The organism is Streptomyces sp. NPDC079167 (genome assembly GCF_040686735.1).
GTDB lineage: Bacteria > Actinomycetota > Actinomycetes > Streptomycetales > Streptomycetaceae > Streptomyces.
In genome coordinates this window covers 359,776-383,207 of sequence record NZ_JBFBLO010000007.1, presented here as the reverse complement: position 1 = coordinate 383,207, position 23,432 = coordinate 359,776, and the positions used below count along the sequence as shown (strand labels likewise).

The 23,432-nt window shown below is 71.3% G+C and carries 21 protein-coding genes and 2 tRNA genes; 15 read left to right on the top strand and 8 right to left on the bottom strand.

The window, feature by feature from the left end; all coding sequences use genetic code 11:
* Positions 1-87 precede the first annotated feature (87 nt).
* The 4 genes from AB0P41_RS18000 to AB0P41_RS17985 all read left to right on the top strand — a co-directional run bounded on the left by AB0P41_RS18000 (position 88) and on the right by AB0P41_RS17985 (position 5,564).
* Positions 88-3,015 (top strand): UPF0182 family protein, encoded by a 2,928-nt coding sequence (locus AB0P41_RS18000; protein WP_356716837.1) that lies wholly within the window; start codon positions 88-90, stop codon positions 3,013-3,015.
* A 42-nt stretch (positions 3,016-3,057) separates the two neighbouring features.
* A tRNA-Met gene (locus AB0P41_RS17995) sits at positions 3,058-3,131 on the top strand.
* A gap of 210 nt (positions 3,132-3,341) precedes the next feature.
* Complete coding sequence (locus AB0P41_RS17990) at positions 3,342-5,399, top strand: sel1 repeat family protein (RefSeq protein ID WP_365932816.1); 2,058 nt, start codon at positions 3,342-3,344, stop codon at positions 5,397-5,399.
* A 91-nt stretch (positions 5,400-5,490) separates the two neighbouring features.
* A tRNA-Met gene (locus AB0P41_RS17985) sits at positions 5,491-5,564 on the top strand.
* 123 nt (positions 5,565-5,687) lie between these two features.
* Here the strand turns inward: AB0P41_RS17985 and AB0P41_RS17980 are convergent.
* Positions 5,688-6,107: a Fur family transcriptional regulator gene (locus tag AB0P41_RS17980; RefSeq protein WP_356716823.1), complete on the bottom strand. Its 420-nt coding sequence runs from the start codon at positions 6,105-6,107 to the stop codon at positions 5,688-5,690.
* 178 nt (positions 6,108-6,285) lie between these two features.
* On the opposite strand from AB0P41_RS17980, the gene AB0P41_RS17975 reads away from it, so the two are divergent.
* Entirely contained in the window at positions 6,286-7,737 is a 1,452-nt protein-coding gene (locus tag AB0P41_RS17975; RefSeq protein ID WP_365932814.1) for a catalase, read from the top strand.
* A 90-nt stretch (positions 7,738-7,827) separates the two neighbouring features.
* Here the strand turns inward: AB0P41_RS17975 and AB0P41_RS17970 are convergent, their stop codons facing one another.
* Both AB0P41_RS17970 and hisN read right to left on the bottom strand, forming a co-directional pair.
* Positions 7,828-8,229, bottom strand: coding sequence for a CBS domain-containing protein (locus AB0P41_RS17970; RefSeq protein WP_356716819.1), 402 nt, complete (start codon positions 8,227-8,229; stop codon positions 7,828-7,830).
* Positions 8,230-8,446: 217 nt separating this feature from the next.
* Positions 8,447-9,247: a histidinol-phosphatase gene (hisN, locus tag AB0P41_RS17965; RefSeq protein ID WP_356716817.1), complete on the bottom strand. Its 801-nt coding sequence runs from the start codon at positions 9,245-9,247 to the stop codon at positions 8,447-8,449.
* A 132-nt stretch (positions 9,248-9,379) separates the two neighbouring features.
* Between hisN and AB0P41_RS17960 the strand changes: the two genes are divergently transcribed.
* Positions 9,380-9,958 carry a TetR/AcrR family transcriptional regulator gene (locus AB0P41_RS17960; protein ID WP_365932812.1) on the top strand — a complete coding sequence of 193 codons (579 nt, stop codon included), beginning with the start codon at positions 9,380-9,382 and terminating at the stop codon, positions 9,956-9,958.
* Here the strand turns inward: AB0P41_RS17960 and AB0P41_RS17955 are convergent.
* From AB0P41_RS17955 to AB0P41_RS17940, 4 genes are all read right to left on the bottom strand, one after another.
* Positions 9,915-10,238 (bottom strand): multidrug efflux SMR transporter, encoded by a 324-nt coding sequence (locus tag AB0P41_RS17955; protein ID WP_356716814.1) that lies wholly within the window; start codon positions 10,236-10,238, stop codon positions 9,915-9,917. The genes AB0P41_RS17960 and AB0P41_RS17955 overlap by 44 nt on opposite strands.
* Before the next feature lie 137 nt (positions 10,239-10,375).
* A complete protein-coding gene (gene rsgA / locus AB0P41_RS17950; RefSeq protein WP_356716812.1) occupies positions 10,376-11,392 on the bottom strand; it encodes a ribosome small subunit-dependent GTPase A in 1,017 nt (338 codons plus the stop codon).
* Positions 11,393-11,396: 4 nt separating this feature from the next.
* Complete coding sequence (aroA, locus tag AB0P41_RS17945; RefSeq protein WP_356716810.1) at positions 11,397-12,776, bottom strand: 3-phosphoshikimate 1-carboxyvinyltransferase; 1,380 nt, start codon at positions 12,774-12,776, stop codon at positions 11,397-11,399.
* Positions 12,777-12,890: 114 nt separating this feature from the next.
* The gene (locus tag AB0P41_RS17940) at positions 12,891-13,604 is read right to left on the bottom strand and encodes a M50 family metallopeptidase (protein ID WP_356716808.1); all 714 of its coding nucleotides are present in this window, start codon (positions 13,602-13,604) and stop codon (positions 12,891-12,893) included.
* 76 nt (positions 13,605-13,680) lie between these two features.
* Here AB0P41_RS17940 and AB0P41_RS17935 point away from each other — a divergent pair, with 76 nt between their 5' ends.
* The 9 genes from AB0P41_RS17935 to AB0P41_RS17895 all read left to right on the top strand — a co-directional run bounded on the left by AB0P41_RS17935 (position 13,681) and on the right by AB0P41_RS17895 (position 22,000).
* Entirely contained in the window at positions 13,681-14,496 is an 816-nt protein-coding gene (locus AB0P41_RS17935) for an SOS response-associated peptidase (protein WP_356716807.1), read from the top strand.
* Positions 14,497-14,514: 18 nt separating this feature from the next.
* Positions 14,515-15,168 (top strand): alpha/beta family hydrolase, encoded by a 654-nt coding sequence (locus AB0P41_RS17930; protein ID WP_356716805.1) that lies wholly within the window; start codon positions 14,515-14,517, stop codon positions 15,166-15,168.
* Between the two features lie 369 nt (positions 15,169-15,537).
* Positions 15,538-16,194, top strand: coding sequence for a sigma-70 family RNA polymerase sigma factor (locus AB0P41_RS17925; protein WP_033298180.1), 657 nt, complete (start codon positions 15,538-15,540; stop codon positions 16,192-16,194).
* Entirely contained in the window at positions 16,191-16,505 is a 315-nt protein-coding gene (rsrA, locus tag AB0P41_RS17920; RefSeq protein WP_356716803.1) for a mycothiol system anti-sigma-R factor, read from the top strand. Before AB0P41_RS17925 ends, rsrA begins: the two co-directional genes overlap by 4 nt.
* Before the next feature lie 142 nt (positions 16,506-16,647).
* Positions 16,648-18,036, top strand: coding sequence for an HD-GYP domain-containing protein (locus AB0P41_RS17915; RefSeq protein WP_365932808.1), 1,389 nt, complete (start codon positions 16,648-16,650; stop codon positions 18,034-18,036).
* On the top strand, positions 18,033-19,280 hold the full coding sequence (locus AB0P41_RS17910) for a metal-dependent phosphohydrolase (protein WP_365932806.1): 1,248 nt from the start codon (positions 18,033-18,035) through the stop codon (positions 19,278-19,280). The genes AB0P41_RS17915 and AB0P41_RS17910 overlap by 4 nt, the downstream gene beginning before the upstream one ends.
* A gap of 90 nt (positions 19,281-19,370) precedes the next feature.
* The gene (locus AB0P41_RS17905; protein WP_356716798.1) at positions 19,371-20,363 is read left to right on the top strand and encodes a hypothetical protein; all 993 of its coding nucleotides are present in this window, start codon (positions 19,371-19,373) and stop codon (positions 20,361-20,363) included.
* Positions 20,364-20,444: 81 nt separating this feature from the next.
* On the top strand, positions 20,445-21,083 hold the full coding sequence (gene def, locus AB0P41_RS17900) for a peptide deformylase (protein WP_356716796.1): 639 nt from the start codon (positions 20,445-20,447) through the stop codon (positions 21,081-21,083).
* A 179-nt stretch (positions 21,084-21,262) separates the two neighbouring features.
* Positions 21,263-22,000: a D-Ala-D-Ala carboxypeptidase family metallohydrolase gene (locus AB0P41_RS17895; protein ID WP_356716794.1), complete on the top strand. Its 738-nt coding sequence runs from the start codon at positions 21,263-21,265 to the stop codon at positions 21,998-22,000.
* A 446-nt stretch (positions 22,001-22,446) separates the two neighbouring features.
* Here the strand turns inward: AB0P41_RS17895 and AB0P41_RS17890 are convergent, their stop codons facing one another.
* A complete protein-coding gene (locus AB0P41_RS17890; RefSeq protein WP_365932803.1) occupies positions 22,447-23,421 on the bottom strand; it encodes a helix-turn-helix domain-containing protein in 975 nt (324 codons plus the stop codon).
* Positions 23,422-23,432: the final 11 nt, after the last annotated feature.

Genomic DNA, 23,432 nt, shown 5'->3' with positions numbered 1-23,432 from the left:
CTCAGTAAGTTGCATAGGTGGGCTCTACGATCGCTGGGCCTGCTTCACACGACCGCGAACTTCGAGGTGCGCACGTTGGCTTTCCAGATGCCGGACCGCGGCGGAGGCCCGACCGGGCCACGGATCAGAGTCGGCCGCCCGTCCCGGCGCGTCCGTACCCTGCTCATGACATTGGGTGTCCTGGCGGTCCTCGCCATGGCCTTCGTCATGTTCGCCGGGTTCTGGACGGACTGGCTCTGGTACAGGTCGGTCGCGTATTCGTCTGTTTTCACCACCACTCTGTGGACCAAGATCGGGCTGTTCCTCGTCTTCGGACTGCTGATGGCCGTCGCCATCGGTGTGAACATCTGGCTCGCGCACCGGCTCAGGCCGCCGCTGAGCGCGATGTCGCTGGAGCAGCAGAGCCTGGACCGCTACAGGATGAGCGTCGCGCCGTACAAGAAGTGGGTGCTGCTCGCGGTCACCGCTCTCGTCGGTCTGATCGCCGGCGCCTCGGCGTCCGGTCAGTGGCGCACCTGGCTGATGTACGTCAACGGCGTGCCGTTCGGCCAGAAGGACCCCCAGTTCAAGCTGGACGTCGCCTTCTACGCCTTCGACCTGCCGTGGTATCGCTTCCTGCTCGGATTCGGCTTCGCCGCGGTGGTGCTGTCGCTGATCGCGGCGGCGCTGACCCACTACCTCTACGGCGGGCTGCGGATCACCAGCCCCGGCGCGCGTGCCACGGGTGCCGCGACGGGTCATCTCTCCGTGCTGCTCGGCGTCTTCGTCGCCCTGAAAGCCGTGGCGTACTGGCTCGACCGGTACGGCCTGGCGGTGAAGTCCAGTGACTTCAAGGCCACGGACAACTGGACCGGCCTGCGGTACGTCGACGCCAACGCCTACCTGCCGGCGAAGACGATCCTGTTCTGCATCGCGGTCATCTGCGCCGTGCTGTTCTTCGCGACGCTCTGGCGCCGCACCTGGCAGCTGCCGGTGATCGGCTTCGGTCTGATGGTGCTCTCGGCGATCCTGATCGGCGGGCTCTACCCGGCGATCGTGCAGAAGTTCCAGGTCCAGCCCAACGAGCAGGCCAAGGAAGCGCCGTTCATCCAGAAGAACATCGATGCGACGCGCGACGCCTACGACATCGACGACGCGAAGGTCGACGACTACACGGGCACCAGCACGACCGACGACAGCACCAAGCTGAGGGCGAGCGCGGACGCGGCCGCCAGCTACCGCGTCATGGACCCGAACGTCGTCTCGCCCGCGTTCCAGCAGCTCCAGCAGAAGAGGAACTACTACCAGTTCCCCAAGACGCTGGACGTCGACCGCTACAAGGGTGAGGACGGCAAGGAGCAGGACACCGTCGTCGGCCTGCGCGAGCTGAACCTCCAGGGCCTCCCCAAGAGGAACTGGATCAACGACCACTTCACGTACACCCACGGCTACGGCGTCATCGCGGCCCGGGGCACCACGACGGGCACCAACCCGGCGGGATCCCCCGACTTCACGGAGTCGGGCCTGCCCACCACGGGCGAGCTGGGCAAGTACGAGCAGCGGGTCTACTACGGCGAGAAGACCGAGCAGTACTCCATCGTGGGCGGGCCCCAGAAGGAGCTCGACTACGAGGAGGACGGCGAGAAGACCACCAGTTACGAGGGCGACAGCGGGATCAGTCTCTCCAACGCCTTCAACCGGGCGGCCTACGCCGTGTCGTTCAGCGAACCGCAGATCCTGTACTCGGGAGCCATCGGCGAGGGCTCGCGGATCCTCTACAACCGCACCCCCAAGGAGCGCGTCGAGGCGGTCGCGCCCTGGCTGACGATCGACGGCGACGCCTACCCGGCGGTCGTCGACGGCCGGATCCAGTGGATCGTCGACGCGTACACCACGACCAACGGTTACCCGTACGCCTCGCGTACGACGCTCGGTGACACCACGGCCGACTCGCTGACCACCAACCAGCGCGCGGTCGTCGCCCAGCAGAACCAGGTCAACTACATCCGGAACTCGGTGAAGGCCACCGTCGACGCGTACGACGGCAAGGTCAAGCTCTACGAGTGGGACACCGAGGACCCGGTGCTCAAGACGTGGCGCAAGGCGTTCCCCGGCACGGTGGAACCCCGCGCGGACATCCCGCAGGAGCTCATGGACCACCTGCGCTACCCGCAGGACCTGTTCAAGGTCCAGCGTGAGCTGCTGACGCGGTACCACGTCGAGAACCCCGCGCAGTTCTACAGCGGCAGTGACGCGTGGCAGGTGCCGGACGACCCCACCAACAAGGAACCCGGTTCCGTCCCGCCGTACTACCTGAGCATGAAGATGCCGGACCAGGACGCGCAGAAGTTCTCCCTGACCACGACCTTCACCCCGAAGGGGCGTCCCAACCTGGGGGCGTTCATGGCGGTGGACGCGGACGCGGCCAGCAAGGACTACGGCACGATCAGACTCCTGAGAGTCACCAGTACGATCAAGGGCCCCGGCCAGGTACAGAGTGAGCTCAACGGCAACGACGACGTCGCCGAGTTCGTGAGGAACCTGAAGGGCACCGACTCGGACATCGAGTACGGCAACCTGCTCACGGTGCCGCTCGACGGAGGCTTCCTCTACATCGAACCGGTGTACACGCGCGGTGGTACGCAGAACTACCCGCTGCTGCGCAAGGTCGCCGCTTCGTACGGCTCGAAGATCGTGTTCGAGAACAGTCTCGGCGAAGCGCTGAACGCGGTGTTCGGGGTCGAGGACTCCGATACGACGACACCGCCGACCGAGCCGGACGAGCCACCGGGTGACACCACGGAGCCCCCGGCCACCGGGGAAGCGGCTCTGAAGAAGGCCATCGCGGACGCCCAGAAGGCGTACACGGCCGGCGAGACGGCTCTCAAGGAACAGGACTGGGAGGCCTACGGCAAGGCCCAGGCCGACCTCCAGAAGGCCCTCGAACGGGCGGCGGCGGCTCAGCCCGACGGGGCGGGCGGCGCGTCGCCGACCGAGGGCGCCAAGAAGCCGGAGGGCGACGACCAGGGCAGTTGAGAAATGTTCACCCCGCGTCGTGGTACGGTTTGAACACAACGACGCGGGGTGGAGCAGCTCGGTAGCTCGCTGGGCTCATAACCCAGAGGTCGCAGGTTCAAATCCTGTCCCCGCTACTGAAAGGCGAAGGCCCGGATCCTTTGGGATCCGGGCCTTCGCCATGTCACGGGCCTTTCTCAAGTTGTCGGCGTGAAGTGCGGTTCGCGGGGCATGAGTTGGGGTCAGTCGTGTTTCACTTGTCTCTCTGTGGGCATGTCGACAAAACGCCGAAGTGACTTCACTGGCCGCGGTATACCAGGTGTACGCGGGTAGCAGGTGGTGCGACGATGGTATTTATGGGGGACAGGGCAACTCTGTTGGAGACAGGGCGGTTTGTGCAGCGACGCGGCCGGAAGACGGAAAGCACCGCAGATGCGGCATTCGCCGCTGCCCTGGCCGGGACCTCTGACATCGCCGACGGCGCCCGCGAGGCCGCCGCCTCCGGCGTGGACGTCGCCGAGGCGGCTGCCGGCGTGGAGAGCGCAGAGACGACCGGACACGCGGACACCACCGGGAGCACGGACACCGCGGACGGCACGGACCACGCCGACGAGACCGAGGCCCGGCACCGGCGTGCCGCGGAGGCCGGTGACACGGCGTCGATGAGCGTCCTGGGCGCTCTCCTGCTGCGCCGTGGTGACCTGGACGGAGCCGAGGTCCACCTACGCGCGGCCACCGCCGAGGGCGACCGGGCCGCAGCCAACAATCTCGGCGTGCTCCTGCACCAGAGGGGTTACGCAGACGAGGCGGCCGGGTGGTGGCGCATCGCCGCTGTCGCCGGCTCCGCCGCCGCGGCACACGCCCTCGGCCGCCACTTCCGGGAGCGCGGGGACGAGCCCGGCGCCGAGTACTGGCTGTGCCAGTCCGCCGAACAGGGCCACGCGCTGGGCGCGTACGCGCTGGCGGACCTGCTGGAGCACCGCGGTGACGCCGGGGCCGAGCGCTGGCTGCGCGCCGCCGCGGAACAGGGGCACAGGGAGGCCGCGTACCGCCTGGCGCGGACGATCGAGCGCAACGCCGCCGGCGACGCGCACGATGCCTTCGGCCTGGGCCGCGTCGTGGGCGACGGCCGCCGGGTGCTGGACGCAGGGCCGCCGGCGAGGCCGGACGGCCCCGTCGCGGGCCCCGGTTCCGGACGCGTCGGCGAGGCCGAGCAGTGGTACCGCCAGGCGGCGGCGCGGGGCCACCGCCGTGCCGCCCTGCACCTCGGCGCCATCCTCGAGCAGCGCGGCGAGCTGAAGGAGGCCGGCCGCTGGTATCTCACGGCCGCCAAGGACGGCGAGCCCCGGGCGGCCTGCGCCCTCGGTTTCCTGCTGCGTGACGCGGGCGACGAGGAGAGCGCGGCCGTGTGGTGGCTGCGCGCCGCCCAGGACGGCGACGGCAACGCCGCCAACGCCCTGGGCGCCCTGCACGCGGCCAGGGGTGAGCAGCAGACCGCCGAGCGCTGGTACCGCGCCGCCATGGACGCCGGAGACGTCAACGGCGCCTACAACCTCGGTCTGCTCTGCGCCGCCCAGGACCGGATCCCGCAGGCCGAGCAGTGGTACCGCCGGGCCGCCTACGCCGGGCACCGGGAGGCCGCGAACGCGCTGGCCGTGCTGCTGCTCCAGGCCGGGGACGCGACCGGGGCCGAACCCTGGTTCTCCAAGGCGGCGGAGGCCGGCAGTGTGGACGCCGCGTTCAACCTCGGCATCCTGCACGCCGGCCGGGACGAGGACCGCGCGGCGCTCGGCTGGTACCAGCGGGCGGCGGCGGCCGGGCACACCGACGCCGCGCTCCAGGTCGGCATGGCCCTGCTGCGGGACGGCGACGAGCGGCAGGCGGAGCGCCATCTGCGCTGCGCCGCGGGCGGCGGCAGCGCCGAGGCCGCCTTCCGGCTGGCGGGCGTCCTCGACCTGCGCCAGCCGGCCCCGGGGCCCCCGGCCCTCGGGGAGCAGATGCCGGAGAAGACCGAGTGCGAGGAGTGGTACGAGAGGGCGGCCGAGCAGGGCCACCGCCGTGCCCAGGTCAGGGCCGGGATGCTCGCGGCGGCGCGCGGCGACATGGCGAGCGCCGCGCGCTGGTACCGCGAGGCCGCCGAGTCGGGCAGCCGCAACGGGGCGTTCAACCTCGGCCTGCTGCTCGCCCGCGAGGGCAGTGAGCGCGAGGCGGCCTTCTGGTGGAGCCGTGCCGCCAACGACGGACACGGCCGCGCCGCCCTGCGTCTCGCGCTGCTGGCCGCCCGCCGGGGCGAGCTGACCGAGGGGCAGCGCTGGTGTGCCCGGGCGGTCGAGCTGGGGCCGGCGGAGGTGACCGAGCGGGCGGCGCGTCTGCTGGAGGCGCTGCACCAGGAGCTCACCGCGTGACCCCGGCCGGTCGGCCATGGGCGCGCACGGGTGTCCGGCGAATGGATTTGCTCCGGCCGGTGTGGGTGCCGTAGAGTTGCAATCACAACGACGCGGGGTGGAGCAGCTCGGTAGCTCGCTGGGCTCATAACCCAGAGGTCGCAGGTTCAAATCCTGTCCCCGCTACTGAAGACTGAGGCCCGGATCCTTCCAAGGATCCGGGCCTCAGTCGTATGCCCGTGCAAAGGCCGCCCGTGAGGAGACCGCGGAATTGACCGCGCCCGGCGAAGGTCCGCCGGGCGCCGGGGCTCAGGCCGTGGCGGAGCAGTTCGGGCAGATGCCGCGGTAGGTCACCTCGACGTCCGACACCGTGAAGCCGAAGCGCTCGTCGTCGGGCAGGTCCGCCAGCGGGTTGCCGGACGGGTGCACGTCCCGGATCGCGCCGCAGCGCCCGCACACCAGGTGGTGGTGGGGGCGATGGGCGTTGGGGTCGTACCGCTTCGCCCGGCGGTCGGTGGTGACCTCGATGACCTCCCCGAGGGACACCATCTCGCCCAGCGTGTTGTACACGGTGGCCCGGGAGATCTCGGGGAGCCGGGCGACGGCTTTCGCGTGGACCTCGTCCGCCGTCAGATGTACATGGTCCCCCTCGAGAACCTCGGCCACCACGCGCCGCTGTGCCGTCATGCGCCAGCCGCGTCCACGAAGTCGTTCCAGGAGGTCACTCATAGAGCTCAGCGTAACAGCGGAAGGCCCCGAGTTCCGAGTCGGTGTGACTTTAGATGCCTGTTTGACTTAGACAAAGTCTATTGTAGGATCATTTACGTATTGGCCAAGGACAGGCTGCGGCCGAGAAACACGCTGTGCAGGGAACGACGCTGCGCAGGACATGACGCAGGAGGCGCGCGTGACCCAGGGACCGCTCACCACGGAGGCCGGCGCTCCGGTGGCCGACAACCAGAACAGTGAGACCGCCGGTCCGGGCGGACCGGTTCTCGTCCAGGACCAGGCGCTTCTCGAGAAGCTCGCCCACTTCAACCGCGAGCGCATCCCGGAGCGCGTCGTGCACGCCCGCGGCGCCGGTGCGTACGGCACCTTCACGCTGACCCGGGACGTCTCGCAGTGGACCCGGGCCGCCTTCCTCTCGGAGGTCGGCAAGCAGACCGAGACCTTCCTGCGCTTCTCCACCGTGGCGGGGAACCTCGGCTCCGCCGACGCGGCACGCGACCCCCGCGGCTGGGCGCTGAAGTTCTACACCGAGGAGGGCAACTACGACCTCGTCGGCAACAACACCCCGGTGTTCTTCATCAGGGACGCCATCAAGTTCCCCGACTTCATCCACACCCAGAAGCGCGACCCGTACACCGGCTCGCAGGAGGCGGACAACGTCTGGGACTTCTGGGGTCTGTCACCCGAGTCCACCCATCAGGTGACCTGGCTCTTCGGTGACCGGGGCATCCCCGCCTCGTACCGTCACATGGACGGCTTCGGCTCGCACACGTTCCAGTGGAACAACGAGGCCGGCGAGGTCTTCTGGGTCAAGTACCACTTCAAGACCGACCAGGGGATCAAGAACCTCACCGCCGATGAGGCCGTGCGCCTCTCCGGTGTGGACCCGGACAGCCACCAGCGTGACCTGCGTGAGTCCATCGAGCGGGGTGACTTCCCGAGCTGGACCGTGCAGGTCCAGATCATGCCGGCGGCCGAGGCGGCGGGTTACCGCTTCAACCCGTTCGACCTCACCAAGGTGTGGCCGCACGCGGACTACCCGCCGATCGAGATCGGCAAGCTGGAACTCAACCGCAACCCGGAGAACGTCTTCGCCGAGGTCGAGCAGTCGATCTTCAGCCCGGCGCACTTCGTGCCCGGCATCGGTCCGTCCCCCGACAAGATGCTCCAGGGCCGCCTCTTCGCGTACGGCGACGCCCACCGCTACCGCGTCGGCATCAACGCCGACCACCTGCCGGTGAACCGCCCGCACGCCACCGAGGCGCGCACCAACAGCCGTGACGGCTACCTGTACGACGGCCGTCACAAGGGTGCGAAGAACTACGAGCCGAACAGTTTCGGTGGGCCGTCCCAGACGGACCGGCCGCTCTGGCAGCCCGTTCCCGTCACGGGCGGTACGGGCAACCACGCGACGCCGGTCCACTCCGAGGACAACGACTTCGTACAGGCCGGCAACCTCTACCGGCTGATGACGGAGGACGAGAAGGTCCGGCTGATCGACAACCTCTCCGGGTTCATCTCCAAGGTGTCGCGCGACGACATCGCCGAGCGCGCGATCAACAACTTCCGTCAGGCGGATCCGGACTTCGGCAAGGGGCTCGAAGCCGCGGTCCAGGCCCTGCGTGGCTGACACGGGCGCTTGCCGTAGGTGGTGGGCCGGATTTCCGGGAGATGCTCCGGGGGTCCGGCCCGCTGTCGTCGGCGGGCCGGGGCGGGCCGCTCAGAGCGCCATTTCGGCCCGGGCCCGCCGGGCCGGCACCCAGCACCTGATGATGTCGCGCACCGAGACGATGCCGACGGGGCCGTCACCGTCCAGCACGATCAGATGCCGGAATCCGCCGTGCGTCATGGCGTCGGCGGCCTCCTCGAGGGTCCAGACGGGAGAGGCGAAGACCACGTCGGTGGTGGTGTGGGTGGACGCGGTCTCGACATCGGGGTCCAGTCCGGCGCCGACGGCGTCGAGGATGTCGCGCTCGGTGAGGATGCCGAGGCCGCAGGTGTCCGGGTCGTGGACGACAGCCGCTCCGACGCGGCGGGCCGACATCAGCCGGGCCGCCTGGCGGAGTGTGTGGGCAGGGCCGATGGTGAGGACCAGGGTGCTCATGGCGTCACGGACAAGCATGCGGGGAGCCACCTCCTTGAGGGAGTGATCCTGTGAAGCCGGCCTCGGGAGGCTGGGTGCGGCGGCCTTCGTGAGGCGATTCACAAGTTCACAAGTGGGGGGACTCCCAGAGTCGCACCCAGGCGGTGACTCAACAAGGGGGCGGCCGCGGGGGGACGCGGGACGTTCCCCGGCCGCGGGGGAACGCGGGACGTTCCTCAGCGGGCCTCGGCGGCGCTCAGTAGCGCTGGTTGAGATAGCCCAGGAGCTCGTGGTGGAGCAGGCCGTTGGACGCCGCCGCGTTGCCGCCGCCCGGGCCCGACACCCCGTCCAGGCTGGTGAACCGCCCGCCCGCCTCCTGGACGATGATCGCGTTCGCCGCCATGTCCCACAGGGAGAGCTCCGGCTCCGCGCAGATGTCCACCGAACCCTCGGCGACCATCATGTACGGCCAGAAGTCCCCGTAACCGCGCGTGCGCCAGACGGCCCGCGTCAGATCCATGAAGCCGTCCAGGCGGCCCTGCTCCTCCCAGCCGGTCATCGAGGCGTAGGCGAACGACGAGTCCGCGATCCGCTCGACCTTCGACACCTGCAGCCGGGTCGCCGACGTCAGGCTCCGGCCGGAGAAGGCACCGGCGCCCTTCGCCGCCCACCAGCGGCGGTTCAGCGCGGGAGCCGACACCACACCGACCACCGGCTGGAAGCCGTCCTCGCCCGCCTCCATCAAGGAGATCAGCGTCGCCCATACGGGGACACCCCGTACGTAGTTCTTCGTGCCGTCGATCGGGTCGACGACCCAGCGCCGGGGGCCGGTGCCCTCGATCCCGTACTCCTCGCCCAGGATCGCGTCACGCGGACGGGCCCGGTGCAGGTGCCCGCGGATCAGCTCCTCCGCGTGTTTGTCGGCCTCGCTCACCGGGGTCATGTCCGGCTTCGTCTCGACCTTGAGGTCCAGAGCCTTGAACCGGTCCATCGTCGCCGCGTCGGCGGCGTCCGCCAGTACGTGGGCCAGGCGCAGATCATCGTGGTAGTCGGGCATGCCGTCACAGTATCCACAGCCACCCGCCCGGGCTACACGGGCCCGTGCGGGGTGGCCGCTGTGCGCGGACCCTTGACAGTGCCCCGGGGCGCGTCAACTCTGATGCGCAGGTCCCCGGCGTGGGAGGCGACGATGCCCTCGGCGCGTGAAGCACTGCTGGACTCCGCACTCTCGGCGCTCTCCACCCTGCCCTGGACGGCCGTGCGCATGGTCGACGTGGCGGCCCGCGCAGGGGTCTCCCGGCAGACCCTCTACAACGAGTTCGGCAGCAAGGACGGTCTGGCCCGCGCGCTGATCCGGCGGGCGGCCGACAGCTATCTGGCCGACGTGGAACAGGCGCTCGGATCCGCCCGTGCCCGAGGGGAGGGGCCGGCGGAACTCGCTCGCTGCACGGTCCGGGCGGCACGCGCGAACGTCCTGGTCATGGCCCTGATCACGGGCGTCTGGGGGGAGGACCTGCCCCGTCCGGGGGAGCCGCCCGAGGGGCGGCGCGCCGACGCGGCGCCGCCCACGGCCACCGAACTGCTCACGCTCGTCCGCGACCGTGCCGTGGCCGCGCTGCAAGGAGGGCCCCAGCCGCGCGACCCTGCGGAGCTGGAGCTGAGCTGCGAGATCGCGCTCCGGCTGGCCGTCTCCTACGCGCTGGTGCCGTCGCCGGCACCGGAGCTCAGTGCGCGGAACCCGACAGCTGGAGACCGATCACACCGATGATCACCAGCGAGATCGACACCAGCTTGAGAGCCGAGACCACGTCGTCGAGGAAGACCATCCCGTAGATCGCCGTCCCCGCCGCTCCGATACCCGTCCACACCGCGTACGCGGGACCGACGTCGAGCTTCTTGAGAGCCATCGTCAGCAGACCGAAGCTGCCGAGGGCGAACGCGCAGAACGCGATCGTCGGCCAGAGCCGGGTGAACCCGTGCGAGAGCTTCAGACACACGGCGAAGCCGGTCTCGAGCAGTCCGGCGACCACGACCAGCAACCACGCCATCGTCAGGTGCCTCCCACGTCGGTGATGCCTCGTCCCGCCTGCGCGATGTACCGCCTTAGCGATGTACCGCCTGCGCGATTATGCCCTTACCAACCGACGGAGCTCGCAAACGTGCGCGCGTCGGGCGGTGCCGTGGCTCAGTCGCCCTCGCGCCGCTCCCGCGTCTCCAGCAGCCTCCGCAGCGAGTCGAGCCGCGCCGGATCGGCGTGCCCCTCCGCGACCCACGCGTCCAGGGCGCACTCCGGCTCGTGGCCGTCGTGGGTGCAGCCGCGCGGGCAGTTCTCCGTGCCCGGCTGGAGATCGGGAAAGGCGTTGATCACCCGGGAGGGGTCGACGTGGTGCAGACCGAACGACCGCACGCCCGGGGTGTCGACCACCCAGCCGCGGCCGTCCGGCAGCGGCAGGGCGAGCGCCGACGTGGTGGTGTGCCGGCCGCGCCCCGTGACGGCGTTGACCACTCCGGTCGTCCGCCGCCGGTCCTTCGGCACCAGCGCGTTGACGAGCGTCGTCTTGCCGACCCCGGAGTGACCGACGAACGCGGTCACCCGGTCGTTCAGCAGCTCCCGCACCTGCTCGGCGGCGTCCCCGTTCTCCAGCTCCTCGCGGCTGGTCACGACGTACGGGACACCCAGCGGGGTGTACGCCTCCAGGAGCTTGTCCGCCGAGGCCAGATCGGACTTGGTCAGCACCAGGAGGGGGGTGAGCCCACCGTCGTACGCCGCCACCAGGCAGCGGTCGATCATGCGCGGGCGGGGTTCCGGGTCGGCGAGCGCGGTGACGATCGCCAGCTGGTCGGCGTTGGCCACGACCACTCGCTCGAACGGGTCGTCGTCGTCCGCCGTGCGGCGCAGCACCGACGTGCGCGCACCGATCCGCACGATGCGCGCCAGGGTGTCCTTGGCGCCCGAGAGGTCGCCCACCAGGGAGACCCGGTCGCCCACCACGGCGGCCTTGCGGCCCAGTTCGCGGGCCTTCATGGCCGTCACCGTACGGTCCTCGACCAGGCAGGTGAGCCTGCCCCGGTCGACCGTGAGGACCATGCCGTCCTGGGCGTCCTCGTGCTTGGGGCGGGTGTGCGTACGGGGCCTGTTGCCCTTGGGGTTGGGGCGGACGCGGATGTCGTCCTCGTCGGGGTTCTTCCCGTAGCGGCGCATGTCCTCAGACCCCGCGCCCGCCGGCCGGTGCGCCGAGCGCCCCCGACGAGACGCCGACGGCGCCGGAGGGTTCCCCGAGCATGCCGTTCCACATGTCCGGGAAGTCCGGCAGGGTCTTGGCCGTCGTGGCGACGTTCTCGATCTCCACCCCGGCGACGGCGAGGCCGATGATCGCGCCCGCGGTCGCCATGCGGTGGTCGTCGTACGTGTGGAAGGTGCCGCCGTGCAGCGGGCGGGGGTTGATGCGCAGGCCGTCGGCGGTCTCCGTGACGTCACCGCCGAGTGCGTTGATCTCCTTGGTGAGCGCGGCCAGCCGGTCGGTCTCGTGCAGCCGGAGGTGGGCCACCCCGCTCAGGGTGGACGGGGAGTCCGCGAGGGCGGCGAGGGCCGCGATGCCCGGGGTCAGTTCGCCGACCTCGCCCAGGTCGACGTCGATGCCGTGGACCGCACCCGAGCCCGTGAAGGTCAGACCGCGCTCGGTCAGCTCGCACGCGCCACCCATTGCGGTGAAGATCTCGCGCAGCGCGTCACCCGGCTGGGTGGTCCGCAGCGGCCAGTCGGGGATCGTGACCCGGCCCCCGGTCACCAGGGCGGCGGCCAGGAACGGCTGGGCGTTGGAGAGGTCGGGCTCGACGGTCAGGTCCCGGCCCAGCAGTGCGGAGGGGGAGACCCGCCAGACGTTCGGCTCGCCGCCCGACTCCGGCTCGTCGACCTGGGCGCCGACCGAGCGCAGCATGTCGACGGTCATCCGGATGTGGGGCATCGAGGGCAGCGCCGAGCCCGTGTGGCGTACCTCCACGCCCTGGTTGAACCGGGGTGCGGACAGCAGCAGCGCGGAGACGAACTGGGAGGACGAGGAGGCGTCGATCGACACCGGTCCGCCGTCCAGCGCGCCCGCCCCGTGCACGGTCAGCGGCAGGGTCCCCCGGCCGTCGTCGTCGATCCGGGCGCCCAGGGACTTCAGCGCGCCGATCACGCCGTGCAGTGGGCGCTCGTACGACCTCGGGTCCCCGTCGAAGTGGACGGGGCCGTCCGCGAGGCAGGCCACGGGGGGCAGGAAACGCATCACCGTTCCCGCGTTTCCGACGTCCACCCGCGCCGGGCCGTGCAGACCGGCGGGGATGACCCGCCAGGCCTCGCCCGAGCCGTCCGGGCCCACGCCCTCCTCGATACCGACGCCCATCGCGCGGAGCGCCTGCGCCATCAGCAGGGTGTCGCGGGAGCGCAGCGGGCGGCGCAGCCAGCCCGGCTCGGAGGAGAGCGAGGCGAGGACGAGGGCGCGATTGGTGACCGACTTCGATCCGGGCACGGTGACGGTCGCGTCGACGGCCCCGGTAGCTCGGGGGGCGGGCCAGAGGGCGGGGTGCACGGAACTTTCGGTCATGCCCCTCACTTTAGTGGCTCAGCGCAATCCCAGATCCTGAACAAAAGGTATGAAACCGGGGCGCAATACAAGGGTGATAGAGGCGGGTTCCCGGCCTCGGCCGATCGGGCGTGCTCACAGCCCGAGGAGCCAGCGTCCGCCGCCGATCAGCGAGCAGAGCGACACGGCGTGGAAGAGGAAGAGCCAGATCGCGGCCGGCGCGTGCGTCAGCCTGGCGAGCTGGTCGGCGTCGGAGTCGGGGGCGCCGCCGTACCTGCGCTTGGACTGCAGCTCGAACGCCGGGCGCACGCCCCCGAGCAGCAGGAACCAGACCACGGTGTACGCGAAGGCCGACTGGACGTCGGCCGAGGTCAGCCAGGACACCAGCAGGAAGGTCGTACCCGTGAGGATGACCGTCAGCGCCCCGTACAGATTGCGGATCATCACCAGCATCACCGCCAGCAGCGCCGTCGCCAGCCACAGCAGCAGCGTGATCCGGCCGTCGGCCAGCAGCCAGGCGCCGCCGAGGCCGAGCAGCGGTGGCGCCGTGTAGCCCGCCGCCGCGGTGAGGATCATGCCGATGCCGGTGGGCTTCCCGCGGCTGACGGTGAGGCCGCTGGTGTCCGAGTGCAGCCGGATGCCGGACAACTGGCGGCCGGTGAGCAGGGCCACCAGGCCGTGCCCTCCCTCGTGCGCGATGGTGATCGCGTTGCGTGAGAGCCGCCATATGAGGTTCGGGACCACCGCGACGAGCGCCGCCGTGGCCGTGACGACCACCAGCCACTGCTCGGGCGCGGGCTGGGTCCCGAAGACGCGATCCCACAGATCGCCGAGGTCGGTGCTGTCCATGGTGCGGGCGGCTCCTTGAGGTGATCGAGGGGAATCGGCATCCACTCGACTGGCGGGTCGTGGCAGTCTGGCACTTATGTGCGGACGGTATGCAGCGAGCCGACGGCCGGAAGATCTGGCCGGGCTCTTCGGCGTGGAGAAGTGGGAACCCACCGAGACCTTGGAGCCCGACTGGAACGTCGCGCCGACCAAGGAGGTCTACGCGGTTCTGGACCGTCCTGTGAAGGACGCGGACGACCAGCGTCCGGTTCGCCAGCTGCGCGCACTGAAATGGGGACTCGTGCCGTCCTGGTCGAAGTCGCCGGAAGGCGGCGCCCGCATGATCAACGCCCGTGCGGAGACGGTCCACGAGAAGCCGTCCTTCCGCCGCCCCTTCGTGTCGAGGCGCTGCATCCTGCCCGCCGACGGCTACTACGAGTGGGTCACGGGCACCGACGAGCGCCGGCTGGAGGAGAAGGTCGGGAAGAAGCGGCCCCGCAAGCAGCCGTACTTCGTGACCCCCGCCGACGGCTCCGTCTTCGCCATGGCGGGCCTGTACGAGTTCTGGCGCGACCGGACACTCCCCGACGACCACCCGGGGGCCTGGTGGGTGACCTGCTCGGTGATCACCACCGAGGCCGAGACGGCCCCGCTCGCCGTCGCCCCCGCCGAGGGACCCGCGTCGCTCTCCGACATCCACCCCCGGATGCCGCTGATGCTGACCCCGGACCGCTGGGACGACTGGCTCGACCCCTCGCACACCGGCGTCGAGGAGCTGAAGGCGCTGCTGGAGCCTCCGCCCGGCGGGCTGATGCGGGCCTATCCGGTGGCCACCGCCGTCAGCAACGTCCGCAACAACGGTCCGGAACTCCTGGAGGAGCTGGCCGCGCCGGAGGAGAGCACGCTCTTCTGACCCGGCAGGATGGGTGCCGTGAGCCGTACTACAGCGACAGCGCGGAAGACCGAGAGCGTCGGCACGGACGCCGGAGAGGCCAGGATCACCTGGCTCCCCGCGAAGAGGGCCCGTCTGGTGCTCGCCGTCAGCCACGGCGCCGGCGGCGGCATCGAGGCCCGCGACCTCCAGGCCCTGGCCGCCGTGCTGCCGGACCACCGGGTGACCGTGGCCCTGGTGGAGCAGCCCTGGCGGGTGGCCGGGAAGAAGCTGGCGCCCGCCCCCCGGACCCTGGACACCGGCTGGCGGGGCGTGTGGCCCACCCTGACGGCCCCGGGCTTGCCCGTCGTCTCCGGGGGACGCAGCGCGGGCGCCCGGGTGGCCTGCCGTACGGCGACGGAGCTCGGCGCCCGCGCGGTCCTCGCCCTGAGCTTCCCGCTGCACCCTCCGGGAAAGCCGGAGAAGTCCCGCGCGGACGAGCTGCTCGGCGCCGGCGTCCCCACCCTCGTCGTGCAGGGCGGCCGTGACCCCTTCGGGCGGCCGGAGGAGTTCCCGCCCGGGGAGCACGCGCTCGTCGAGGTGCCGTACGCGGACCATGGCTTCGCCGTGCCGAAGAAGGCGCCGCTGACCCAGGATCAGGCGATGGACGACCTCGCCGGCGCCGTGGCCGAGTGGCTCGGCGGGCTCTCCTGACGTGTGGCCGACCGGCTCGGCGGGCTCTCCTGACGTGTGGCCGACCGGCTCGGCGGGCTCTCCTGACGTTGTTCCCCTCACACTCCCGGCGCGCGCCCCCGACCCCGGGAATGCGCCGTGCGGGGCGGCTGTTGTGGCTGGTGTCGGTACAGCAACGTCGTACGTGGAGAGGGAGTCCGTCGCATGGGTTCGACCATCTGCCCGAGCCGCTCGAACGCCGCAGAGCTGGAGTGGACGGTGCTTCACGCGGCCAAGAGCACTCCGGCGCGCGCCCCGGGCGGAACCGATCGACAGCCCGCACGGGAGCAAGGTCGACTATTCTCCGATGCGAGCGGGTCCGGTTTCGGCTCCGCCACATCGTTGGAGGAGGTGGGTCCGGTCACTGGGACCGACACAGGGACCGACGACGGCCGTGCGCAGGAGACGACCGCCGAGCGCAACGCGCGCTTCGAGCGGGACGCCCTCGGATATCTGGACCAGATGTACTCGGCCGCCCTGCGCATGACGCGCAACCCGGCGGACGCCGAGGACCTGGTGCAGGAGACGTACGCGAAGGCGTACGGCTCCTTCCACCAGTTCCGTGAGGGCACGAACCTCAAGGCGTGGATGTACCGCATTCTCACCAACACCTTCATCAACTCGTACCGCAAGAAGCAGCGTGAACCCCAGCGGAGCGCCGCCGAGGAGATCGAGGACTGGCAGCTGGCGCGTGCGGAGTCGCACATGTCGACCGGTCTGCGCTCGGCGGAGTCCCAGGCGCTCGACCACCTGCCGGACTCCGACGTGAAGTCCGCGCTGCAGTCGATCCCCGAGGAGTTCCGCATCGCCGTGTATCTCGCCGATGTAGAGGGCTTTGCCTACAAGGAGATCGCGGACATCATGGGGACACCCATCGGTACGGTGATGTCCCGGCTGCACCGGGGGCGCCGTCAGCTGCGCGGCATGCTGGAGGACTACGCGCGTGAGCGCGGGCTCGTCCCGGCCGGAGCCGGTGAGTCGGACGACAGGAAAGGCTCGGCCTCATGAGCTGCGGAGAGCCGCACGAGACGGACTGCTCAGAGGTTCTCGATCATCTCTACGAGTTCCTCGACCATGAGATGCCCGAGGGCGACTGCACCAAGTTCGAGGTGCACTTCGAGGAGTGCTCCCCGTGCCTGGAGAAGTACGGCCTGGAGCAGGCCGTGAAGAAGCTGGTCAAGCGCTGCTGCGGACAGGACGACGTCCCGGCCGACCTGCGCTCGAAGGTGATGGGACGGATCGACCTGATCCGTTCCGGTCACGCCGTGCCCGAGCAGGACGTGACCGTGGGCGCCGATCGTCCGGCCACCGCCGAGTGACGGCTCTCCGCCGGTGCGCCGCCCGCTGAACCCACCCGGTCGTGTCACCCGAACGTGCTAACCGGGCCCGTTCGGGCCCCGGTCGAACCCCAACTCGCTAGCCTGGCGCCTCTATTGACCAGGCTGGGGGCGGGCGGTTCGGGTGAGGGGCACACCGGGGGCGGCACGCGTCCACATCCTGTGCGCGGCGGTCGGCGCCGCGCTCTGCGCTCTTCCCGCGCTGTCCCCGGGGGCGGCCACGCCCTGGGAGACCCTCGCACTCCTCGCGGCGCTCTACCTGGCCTGTGAACTTCCGGGCCGCTGCCCCTTCTTCGGCAGTTCCGTGCCGATCGGTGCCGGATCGTTCTTTCCCCTGCTGCTCGCCGCGGCCTTCCTGCTGCCCCCCTCCGCCGCCGCGCTCGTCGCCGTACCCGGCGCGCTCGCGGGCCGGGTGGAGCGCCCGCCCGCCACGGCCCGCCGTGTCTGGCGGGCCGCACAGCTCGCACTGACCGTGGGGGCGGCCTCCTGGACGTACGCGTTCCTGGGCGGTCCCGCCACGCTCGGCGGTGCCTCGGGGGGCGTCGCGCCCGATCTCCCGTACGCCCTCGTGCCGGCCTGCGCGGCGGCTCTCGTCTTCAGTCTGGTGCTGGCCGCGCTGGACGGCTCGATCCTCGTCACGGCCGAGCGCGTGGCCGTCAGGCACGCCTGGCGCGGACTGCCGGCCCGCTCCGTGGGGCCGCATCTGGTGCACGCGCTCGCGGGGCTGATGATGGCCGTCCTGTGGCACAGCTCCTACGGCCCGCTGTCCGCGCTGGTCGTCCTGCTGCCGATGTACATCTCCTGCTGGGTCTTCGCGCAGTACCACCGCCAGCACGCCGCTCACCGCGCCACCATCAGGGCGCTCGTCCAGGCCGTCGACATCAAGGACGGCTACACCCGAGGACACAGCGAGCGGGTCGGCCGCGCCTCCGAGCTGATCGCCCGCGAACTGGGCATGGAGGAGGACCGGATGGAAGCGCTCCGCTTCGCCGGCATCCTGCACGACGTCGGCAAGCTCGGCGTCCCCACCCGGGTCCTGCGCAAGGACGGGCCGCTCACCCCCGAGGAGCGCCGCGTCATCGAGCTGCACCCGGAGTACGGCCACGAGATCGTCCGGGGCATCGGTTTCCTGGACGAGGCGCGCGCCGCGATCCTGCACCACCACGAGCGGCTCGACGGCAGCGGTTATCCGTACGGCCTCGCCGGGGACCGGATCCCGGAGTTCGCCCGGGTCGTCGCCGTCGCGGACGCCTTCGACGCGATGACCTCGACCCGCTCCTACCGGCGCGGGCGGCCTGTCCCCGCGGCGGTGGAGGAGCTGAGGCGCTGCGCGGGGAGCCAGTTCGACCCGCGCATGGTCGGGGCGCTGGCGCGCGCCCTGGAACGCCACGGCTGGTCCGCGGCGGCCAACACGGTCACCTCGGAGGAGGAGCCGGCCGGGCTGCCGCGGCAGCGGGCCGGGTCGCGGCCGCCCGCCGCGGGGTCGCCGGACCGGCACGGGCGGCCCCGGTGAGCCCGCTCCACCCGTCGCCGGCCGTCCTCGCGGTCCGTGGCGCCGCCCTGGTCCTCGCGGCCGTAGCGCTCGGGCACACCCTGTGGAACGGCGTGGTCGAGCCCGGCCACGCCCTCGCATTCGGAGTCCTGGTCACCGTGGGTGAGCTGGCCCGCTGGGGCGCCCTGCCCGGTGAGCGGGAGCCCGCGCCGCTGGGAGCGGCCGGTGCGCTGGCGTACGCCCTGCTCGGGCGCAGCGCGGGACAGGAGACGGCGCACGGCGTGCTCCAGGTGATCACCGTCGTCGTGGCGGCGCAGCTGCTCGCCTCCGTACCCCACCTGGCACGGGGCAGCGGCCCGGGGCCCGACCAGGCGGCCCGCCGTGTGCTGGCCGCGGCCTTCGCCGCCGTGTGCTTCCAGCCGCTCCAGCACGCGGGGCTGTCGGAGCGCTGGTTCGGCGAGGGGCCTTACTTCGCACTCTTCCTGCTCGTACTGCTCGTGCTCACCGCCCTCTGCGACGCCGTCCTCGCGGCCCTCACGGCCGGGACCTCCCGTCCGTACGGGCCGCAGCTCCGTGACGAACTCCGCGCGCTCAGCGGTATCGGTTCCGCGGTCTGCGCGACCGGAGCCGTGATGGCGCTGGGGGTCGCCGTCGCGGGGCTGTGGGCGCTGCCCGTCCTGTGCGTACCGCTGCTGCTCACCCAGGTCTCGTTCCGCCGGTACGCCGCCGTCCGTACGACGTACCGGCAGACCATCGCGTCGCTGGCCCGGTCCACGGAGATCGCGGGCTACACCCCGCACGGGCACGCCCGCAGGGTGGCCGGGCTCTCGACGGCAGTCGGGCGCGAGCTGGGGCTCACCGGCCCCGAGCTGACCGTGCTGGAGTACGCGGCGCTGATGCACGACATCGGGCAGCTCTCGCTGGTCGACCCGGTGGCGGACGGGGCGACGGCCGTCCTCCCGGCAGCCGAGCAGCGCAGGATCGCGCTGCTCGGAGGGGCGGTGGTCCGCCAGACCGGGGTGGACCCCGCGGTCGCCGTGGTGGTGGAGCAGCAGGCGGATCCGTACCGGGAACAGCAGACCTCCGCAAGGATCGTCCGTGCGGTCAACGCGTACGACGACCTGTGCGGGGAAGGCGTCAAGGGGTCCCTGCGCGCGCTGGAGCAGCTCAGGCTCGGCACCGGCCGCGACTACCAGCCACAGGTGGTGGAAGCACTGGCCAGGGTCCTGGCGCGGGGCGGCCCGGCTCCAGTGGGGGCGGGGTAACCCACGGGTAATGAGCGAGCGTCCGGCCGGGCATGGTTGGATGCGAAGAGAGCGGAAAACGAGGGTGTCCAGTCGGGACAGGCGGGAATCGTGAGGATCTTCGGGAAGGTACGGCATCGGCCGTCCGCCTCTTGGCGGCAGGCCACGGACCGCGCGTTCACGCTGATCGGCGACGGCCGGTACGAGGACGCGGGGGCGCTGCTGACGCGCGCGGCGGACCTGGAGCCCTGGCTCTCGGAGTCCTGGTTCAATCTGGCGCTGCTGCACAAGTTCCGGCACGACTGGGAGCAGGCGAGGGCCGCGGGCCTGCGCGCCGTCGCCCTGCTCGACCGGGAGTCCGGGGCCCCGGACTGGTGGAACGTCGGGATCGCCGCCACCGCGCTGCAGGACTGGCCGCTGGCGCGCCGGGCCTGGCAGGCCTACGGGCTGCGGGTGCCGGGGAGCGGTCAGCACAACGCGGCGGCCAACAGCGAACCCACGGGCATGGAGCTGGGCAGCGCTGCCGTGCGGCTCTCGCCCGAGGGCGAGGCCGAGGTCGTCTGGGGCCGCAGGCTGGACCCGGCACGGCTGGAGGTGCTGTCGATCCCGCTGCCGTCCTCGGGGCGGCGCTGGGGCGAGGTCGTCCTGCACGACGGTGTGCCGAACGGCGAGCGGATCACGGCTGCCGGGCCGTCGTTCCCGGTCTTCGACGAGATCGAGCTGTGGGCGCCCTCACCCGTCCCCACCTGGGTGGTCCTCCTGGAGGCCGCCACCGAGGCCGACCGGGACGCGCTGGAGAAGCTCGCCTCGGACGCCGGGTTCGCTGCGGAGGACTGGTCGTCCTCCGTGCGGCTGCTCTGCCGCGCGTGTTCGGAGAGCGCGATGGAGAGCGACGAGGGCGACGGCGAGCACCTGGACCCGCACGACCACAGTGAGCCGGGCCACCCCGGGCCCCTGGGCCACCGCACGGCCGGTGACCTGTGGGTGCCGGAGCGTGAGTGCGGGATAGCGGCCCCGGCCGGGCTGGTGCGCGGTCTGCTGGACGGCTGGGTGGCGGACAGCCCGGACAGCCGCGAGTGGCGGGATCTGGAAGAAGTCTGCTGATCCGTGCCCGTAGGCTGTACGGGCACCGATTCGGTGCGGGTACTCACGGGTCACAGGGTTGCAGGAAGGCGAACGGCGGACATGTCGCAGCAGGAGACGGACGAGCAGACCGGTGTGGACGACGAGGGATTCCTCGTGGACACCGAGGACTGCGAGGCGCGCGAGGCGGCGCACCGGGAGCGCGGCACCTCCCGCCCCATCACGGTGGTCGGCAACCCGGTTCTGCACAAGGAGTGCGCCGACGTCACGGAGTTCGACGACGAGCTGGCGCGGCTGATCGACGACATGTTCGCCAGCCAGCGGACCGCGCAGGGCGTGGGCCTGGCGGCGAACCAGATCGGCGTGGACCGCAAGGTCTTCGTCTACGACTGCCCGGACGACGACGGGGTCCGCCACGTCGGCGCGATCTGCAACCCGGTGCTGGAGGACCTGGCCCCGGAGCAGCGCAACCTCGACGACTCCAGCGAGGGCTGCCTCTCCGTGCCCACGGCGTACGCCGCGCTCGCGCGCCCCGACTACGCGGTCGTGCGCGGTCAGGACGCCCAGGGCAACGCGGTGAAGGTCCGGGGCAGCGGCTATTTCGCGCGCTGCCTCCAGCACGAGACGGACCACCTGTACGGCTACCTCTACATCGACCGTCTCTCGAAGCGGGACCGCAAGGCGGCGCTGAAGGAGATGGCCGAGGGCACCCCGCGCTACGAGGTCGTCCCGAACGACTGATTCCCCCGCTGTTCGGAGAGGGCCCCGCCGCAGGCGGGGCCCTCTCCGTGTCAGGGGTACGGAAGGAGGACGGGGCTTGGCCAACCAGCGTTCTCCCTCGCGTAGTTGACGCGCGTCGACCCTTCCGCCAGGCTCGTCCCACGCCACGCCTCTACGCCTCACCGTGCAGGGAGACCCCCATGCTCAGACGTACCGCACATCTGCTGCTCGGCCTTGTCATGACCATGGCCTTCGCCATCGGCGGCGCCGTCGTCACCGCGGGCACCGCGCAGGCCGACGGCTGTTTCACCTGGACCCGCACCCTGTCGTCCGGCGCCACCGGCAACGACGTCACCCAGCTCCAGATCCGGGTGGCCGGCTATCCGGGATACAACTCCGTGCTCGCCATCGACGGCTCCTACGGCCCCGCCACCAAGGCCGCGGTCCAGCGTTTCCAGTCCGCGTACGGCCTCGCCGCCGACGGCGTCGCCGGGCCGGCCACGCAGGCCAAGCTCTACGCGCTCCAGGACAACGACTGCACCCCCGTCAACTTCACCTATCCCGAGCTGAACACGTGCAACAGCACCTGGGCGGGCGGTGCGGTCGCGGCGGGTACGGCCAAGGCCAACGCCCTGAGCAGCATGTGGAAGCTGCAGGCCCTGCGGCACGCGCTGGGCGACCAGCCCCTCCGGGTCACCAGCGGCTTCCGTTCCACGTCCTGCAACGCGGCCGTCGGCGGGGCCACGAACAGCCGCCATCTCTACGGAGACGCCGTCGACCTCGGCGCCGGGCCGCACTCCCTCTGCACCATCGCCAAGCAGGCCCGCAACCACGGCTTCCGGGGCATCCTCGGCCCGGGCTACGCCGGCCACGGCGACCACATCCACGTGAACCAGGGGCCGAACCACTTCTGGTCCGCCTCGCAGTGCGGCATCTGAGCGCACGCACGCGGTGACCGCACCTCGTGCGGCGAGCCCCGCCCGGGACACGTGCCCGGGCGGGGTTGCGTCGTGACAGGAAGGCGCGGACGTCAGGCGGTGCGAGCCCGCAACGCCGTCCCCCGCACGGTCTGGACCGCGGCGCCGTCGGACACCCGCTCCGTGAGCCCGCCGAGCAGGTCCCGAGCGAGAGCTCCGCACCCACCTCGAGCGGCGCGCCCAGGTGCTTCTTGCCGCGCGTTGAGTCCAGGCACAGACCGCTGTCCGTGGAGCGGACCGTGTAGTGGCCGTCGTCGGTCGCCGTCAGCGTCCAGGCGGCGTCACCGCCCTTGTGCAGGCCCATGTGCCAGACCCTCGTCCGCCGCCCGGGCGGCAGTCCATGGACGGGCCGGGGCGGTGCTTGGACAATGCTTGGCCAATCGACCTTACGCCGGATCAGGTACGGGTCAGGCGACCTCGCGGATCAAGACCGGGCCGCGGAAGGTCCGGCGGTAGGCGTTCGGGGTGGTGCCCAGTGCGCGTACGAACTGGTGGCGCAGCGCCGCCGCGGTCCCGAACCCGGTCCGTCCCGCGATCGTGTCCATGGTCTCGTCCGAGGTCTCCAGCAGGTGCTGTGCCAGCAGCACGCGCTGCCGGAGCAGCCAGCGGTACGGCGTGGTGCCGGTCTCCTGCTGGAAGCGGCGGGCGAAGGTCCGGGGCGACATGTGGCTCCGGTCGGCCAGCTGTTCGACGGTCATGTCCTGGTCGAGGTGGCTCTCCATCCAGGCGAGGGTGCCCCCGACCGTGTCGCACCGGGTGCGGGGCAGCGGACGCTTGATGTACTGCGCCTGGCCGCCGTCCCGGTGCGGGGGGACCACCATGCGGCGGGCGACGGCGTTCGCGACGGCCGGCCCGTGTGCCTGGCGGACCAGGTGCAGGGCGGCGTCGATGCCCGCGGCCGTGCCCGCCGACGTGATGACCGGCCCCGCGTCCACGTACAGCACGTCCGGTTCCACGCACGCCTTCGGGAAGCGGCGGGCCAGCTCGTCGGCGTGCCGCCAGTGGGTGGTGCAGCGGCGGCCGTCCAGAAGCCCGGCCGCCCCCAGGACGTACGCCCCGGAGCAGACGCTCAGCACCCGCGCCCCGCGCTCGACGGCTCGGCGCAGGGCGTCCAGGGCCTCCTCGGGATAGGTCCGCTCCATGAAGTGGCTCCCCGCCGGTACGGCGATGAGATCGGCCTCCTCCAGGCGGTCGAGACCGTGGGGGGTGCTGATCGTGAATCCGGCGTGCGTCCGGAGGACGGGGCCTTCGGCCGACACGACGGCGAAGTCATGGACGGGCAGCCCGTCCTCGGACCGGTCGAGCCCGAACACCTCGCACAGCACGCCGAGTTCGAAGGGGTGGACCTCGTCGAGCAGCAGGACGGCGACATTCTTCAGCATGCCGCCAGTGT

Coding starts and splice junctions, on each gene's coding strand:
- AB0P41_RS18000 (WP_356716837.1), top strand. CDS start 88: ATGCCGGACCGCGGCGGAGGCCCGACCGGGCCACGGATCAGAGTCGGC.
- AB0P41_RS17990 (WP_365932816.1), top strand. CDS start 3,342: ATGGTATTTATGGGGGACAGGGCAACTCTGTTGGAGACAGGGCGGTTT.
- AB0P41_RS17980 (WP_356716823.1), bottom strand. CDS start 6,107: ATGAGTGACCTCCTGGAACGACTTCGTGGACGCGGCTGGCGCATGACG.
- AB0P41_RS17970 (WP_356716819.1), bottom strand. CDS start 8,229: ATGCTTGTCCGTGACGCCATGAGCACCCTGGTCCTCACCATCGGCCCT.
- hisN (WP_356716817.1), bottom strand. CDS start 9,247: ATGCCCGACTACCACGATGATCTGCGCCTGGCCCACGTACTGGCGGAC.
- AB0P41_RS17960 (WP_365932812.1), top strand. CDS start 9,380: ATGCCCTCGGCGCGTGAAGCACTGCTGGACTCCGCACTCTCGGCGCTC.
- AB0P41_RS17955 (WP_356716814.1), bottom strand. CDS start 10,238: ATGGCGTGGTTGCTGGTCGTGGTCGCCGGACTGCTCGAGACCGGCTTC.
- rsgA (WP_356716812.1), bottom strand. CDS start 11,392: ATGCGCCGCTACGGGAAGAACCCCGACGAGGACGACATCCGCGTCCGC.
- aroA (WP_356716810.1), bottom strand. CDS start 12,776: ATGACCGAAAGTTCCGTGCACCCCGCCCTCTGGCCCGCCCCCCGAGCT.
- AB0P41_RS17940 (WP_356716808.1), bottom strand. CDS start 13,604: ATGGACAGCACCGACCTCGGCGATCTGTGGGATCGCGTCTTCGGGACC.
- AB0P41_RS17935 (WP_356716807.1), top strand. CDS start 13,681: ATGTGCGGACGGTATGCAGCGAGCCGACGGCCGGAAGATCTGGCCGGG.
- rsrA (WP_356716803.1), top strand. CDS start 16,191: ATGAGCTGCGGAGAGCCGCACGAGACGGACTGCTCAGAGGTTCTCGAT.
- def (WP_356716796.1), top strand. CDS start 20,445: ATGTCGCAGCAGGAGACGGACGAGCAGACCGGTGTGGACGACGAGGGA.
- AB0P41_RS17895 (WP_356716794.1), top strand. CDS start 21,263: ATGCTCAGACGTACCGCACATCTGCTGCTCGGCCTTGTCATGACCATG.
- AB0P41_RS17890 (WP_365932803.1), bottom strand. CDS start 23,421: ATGCTGAAGAATGTCGCCGTCCTGCTGCTCGACGAGGTCCACCCCTTC.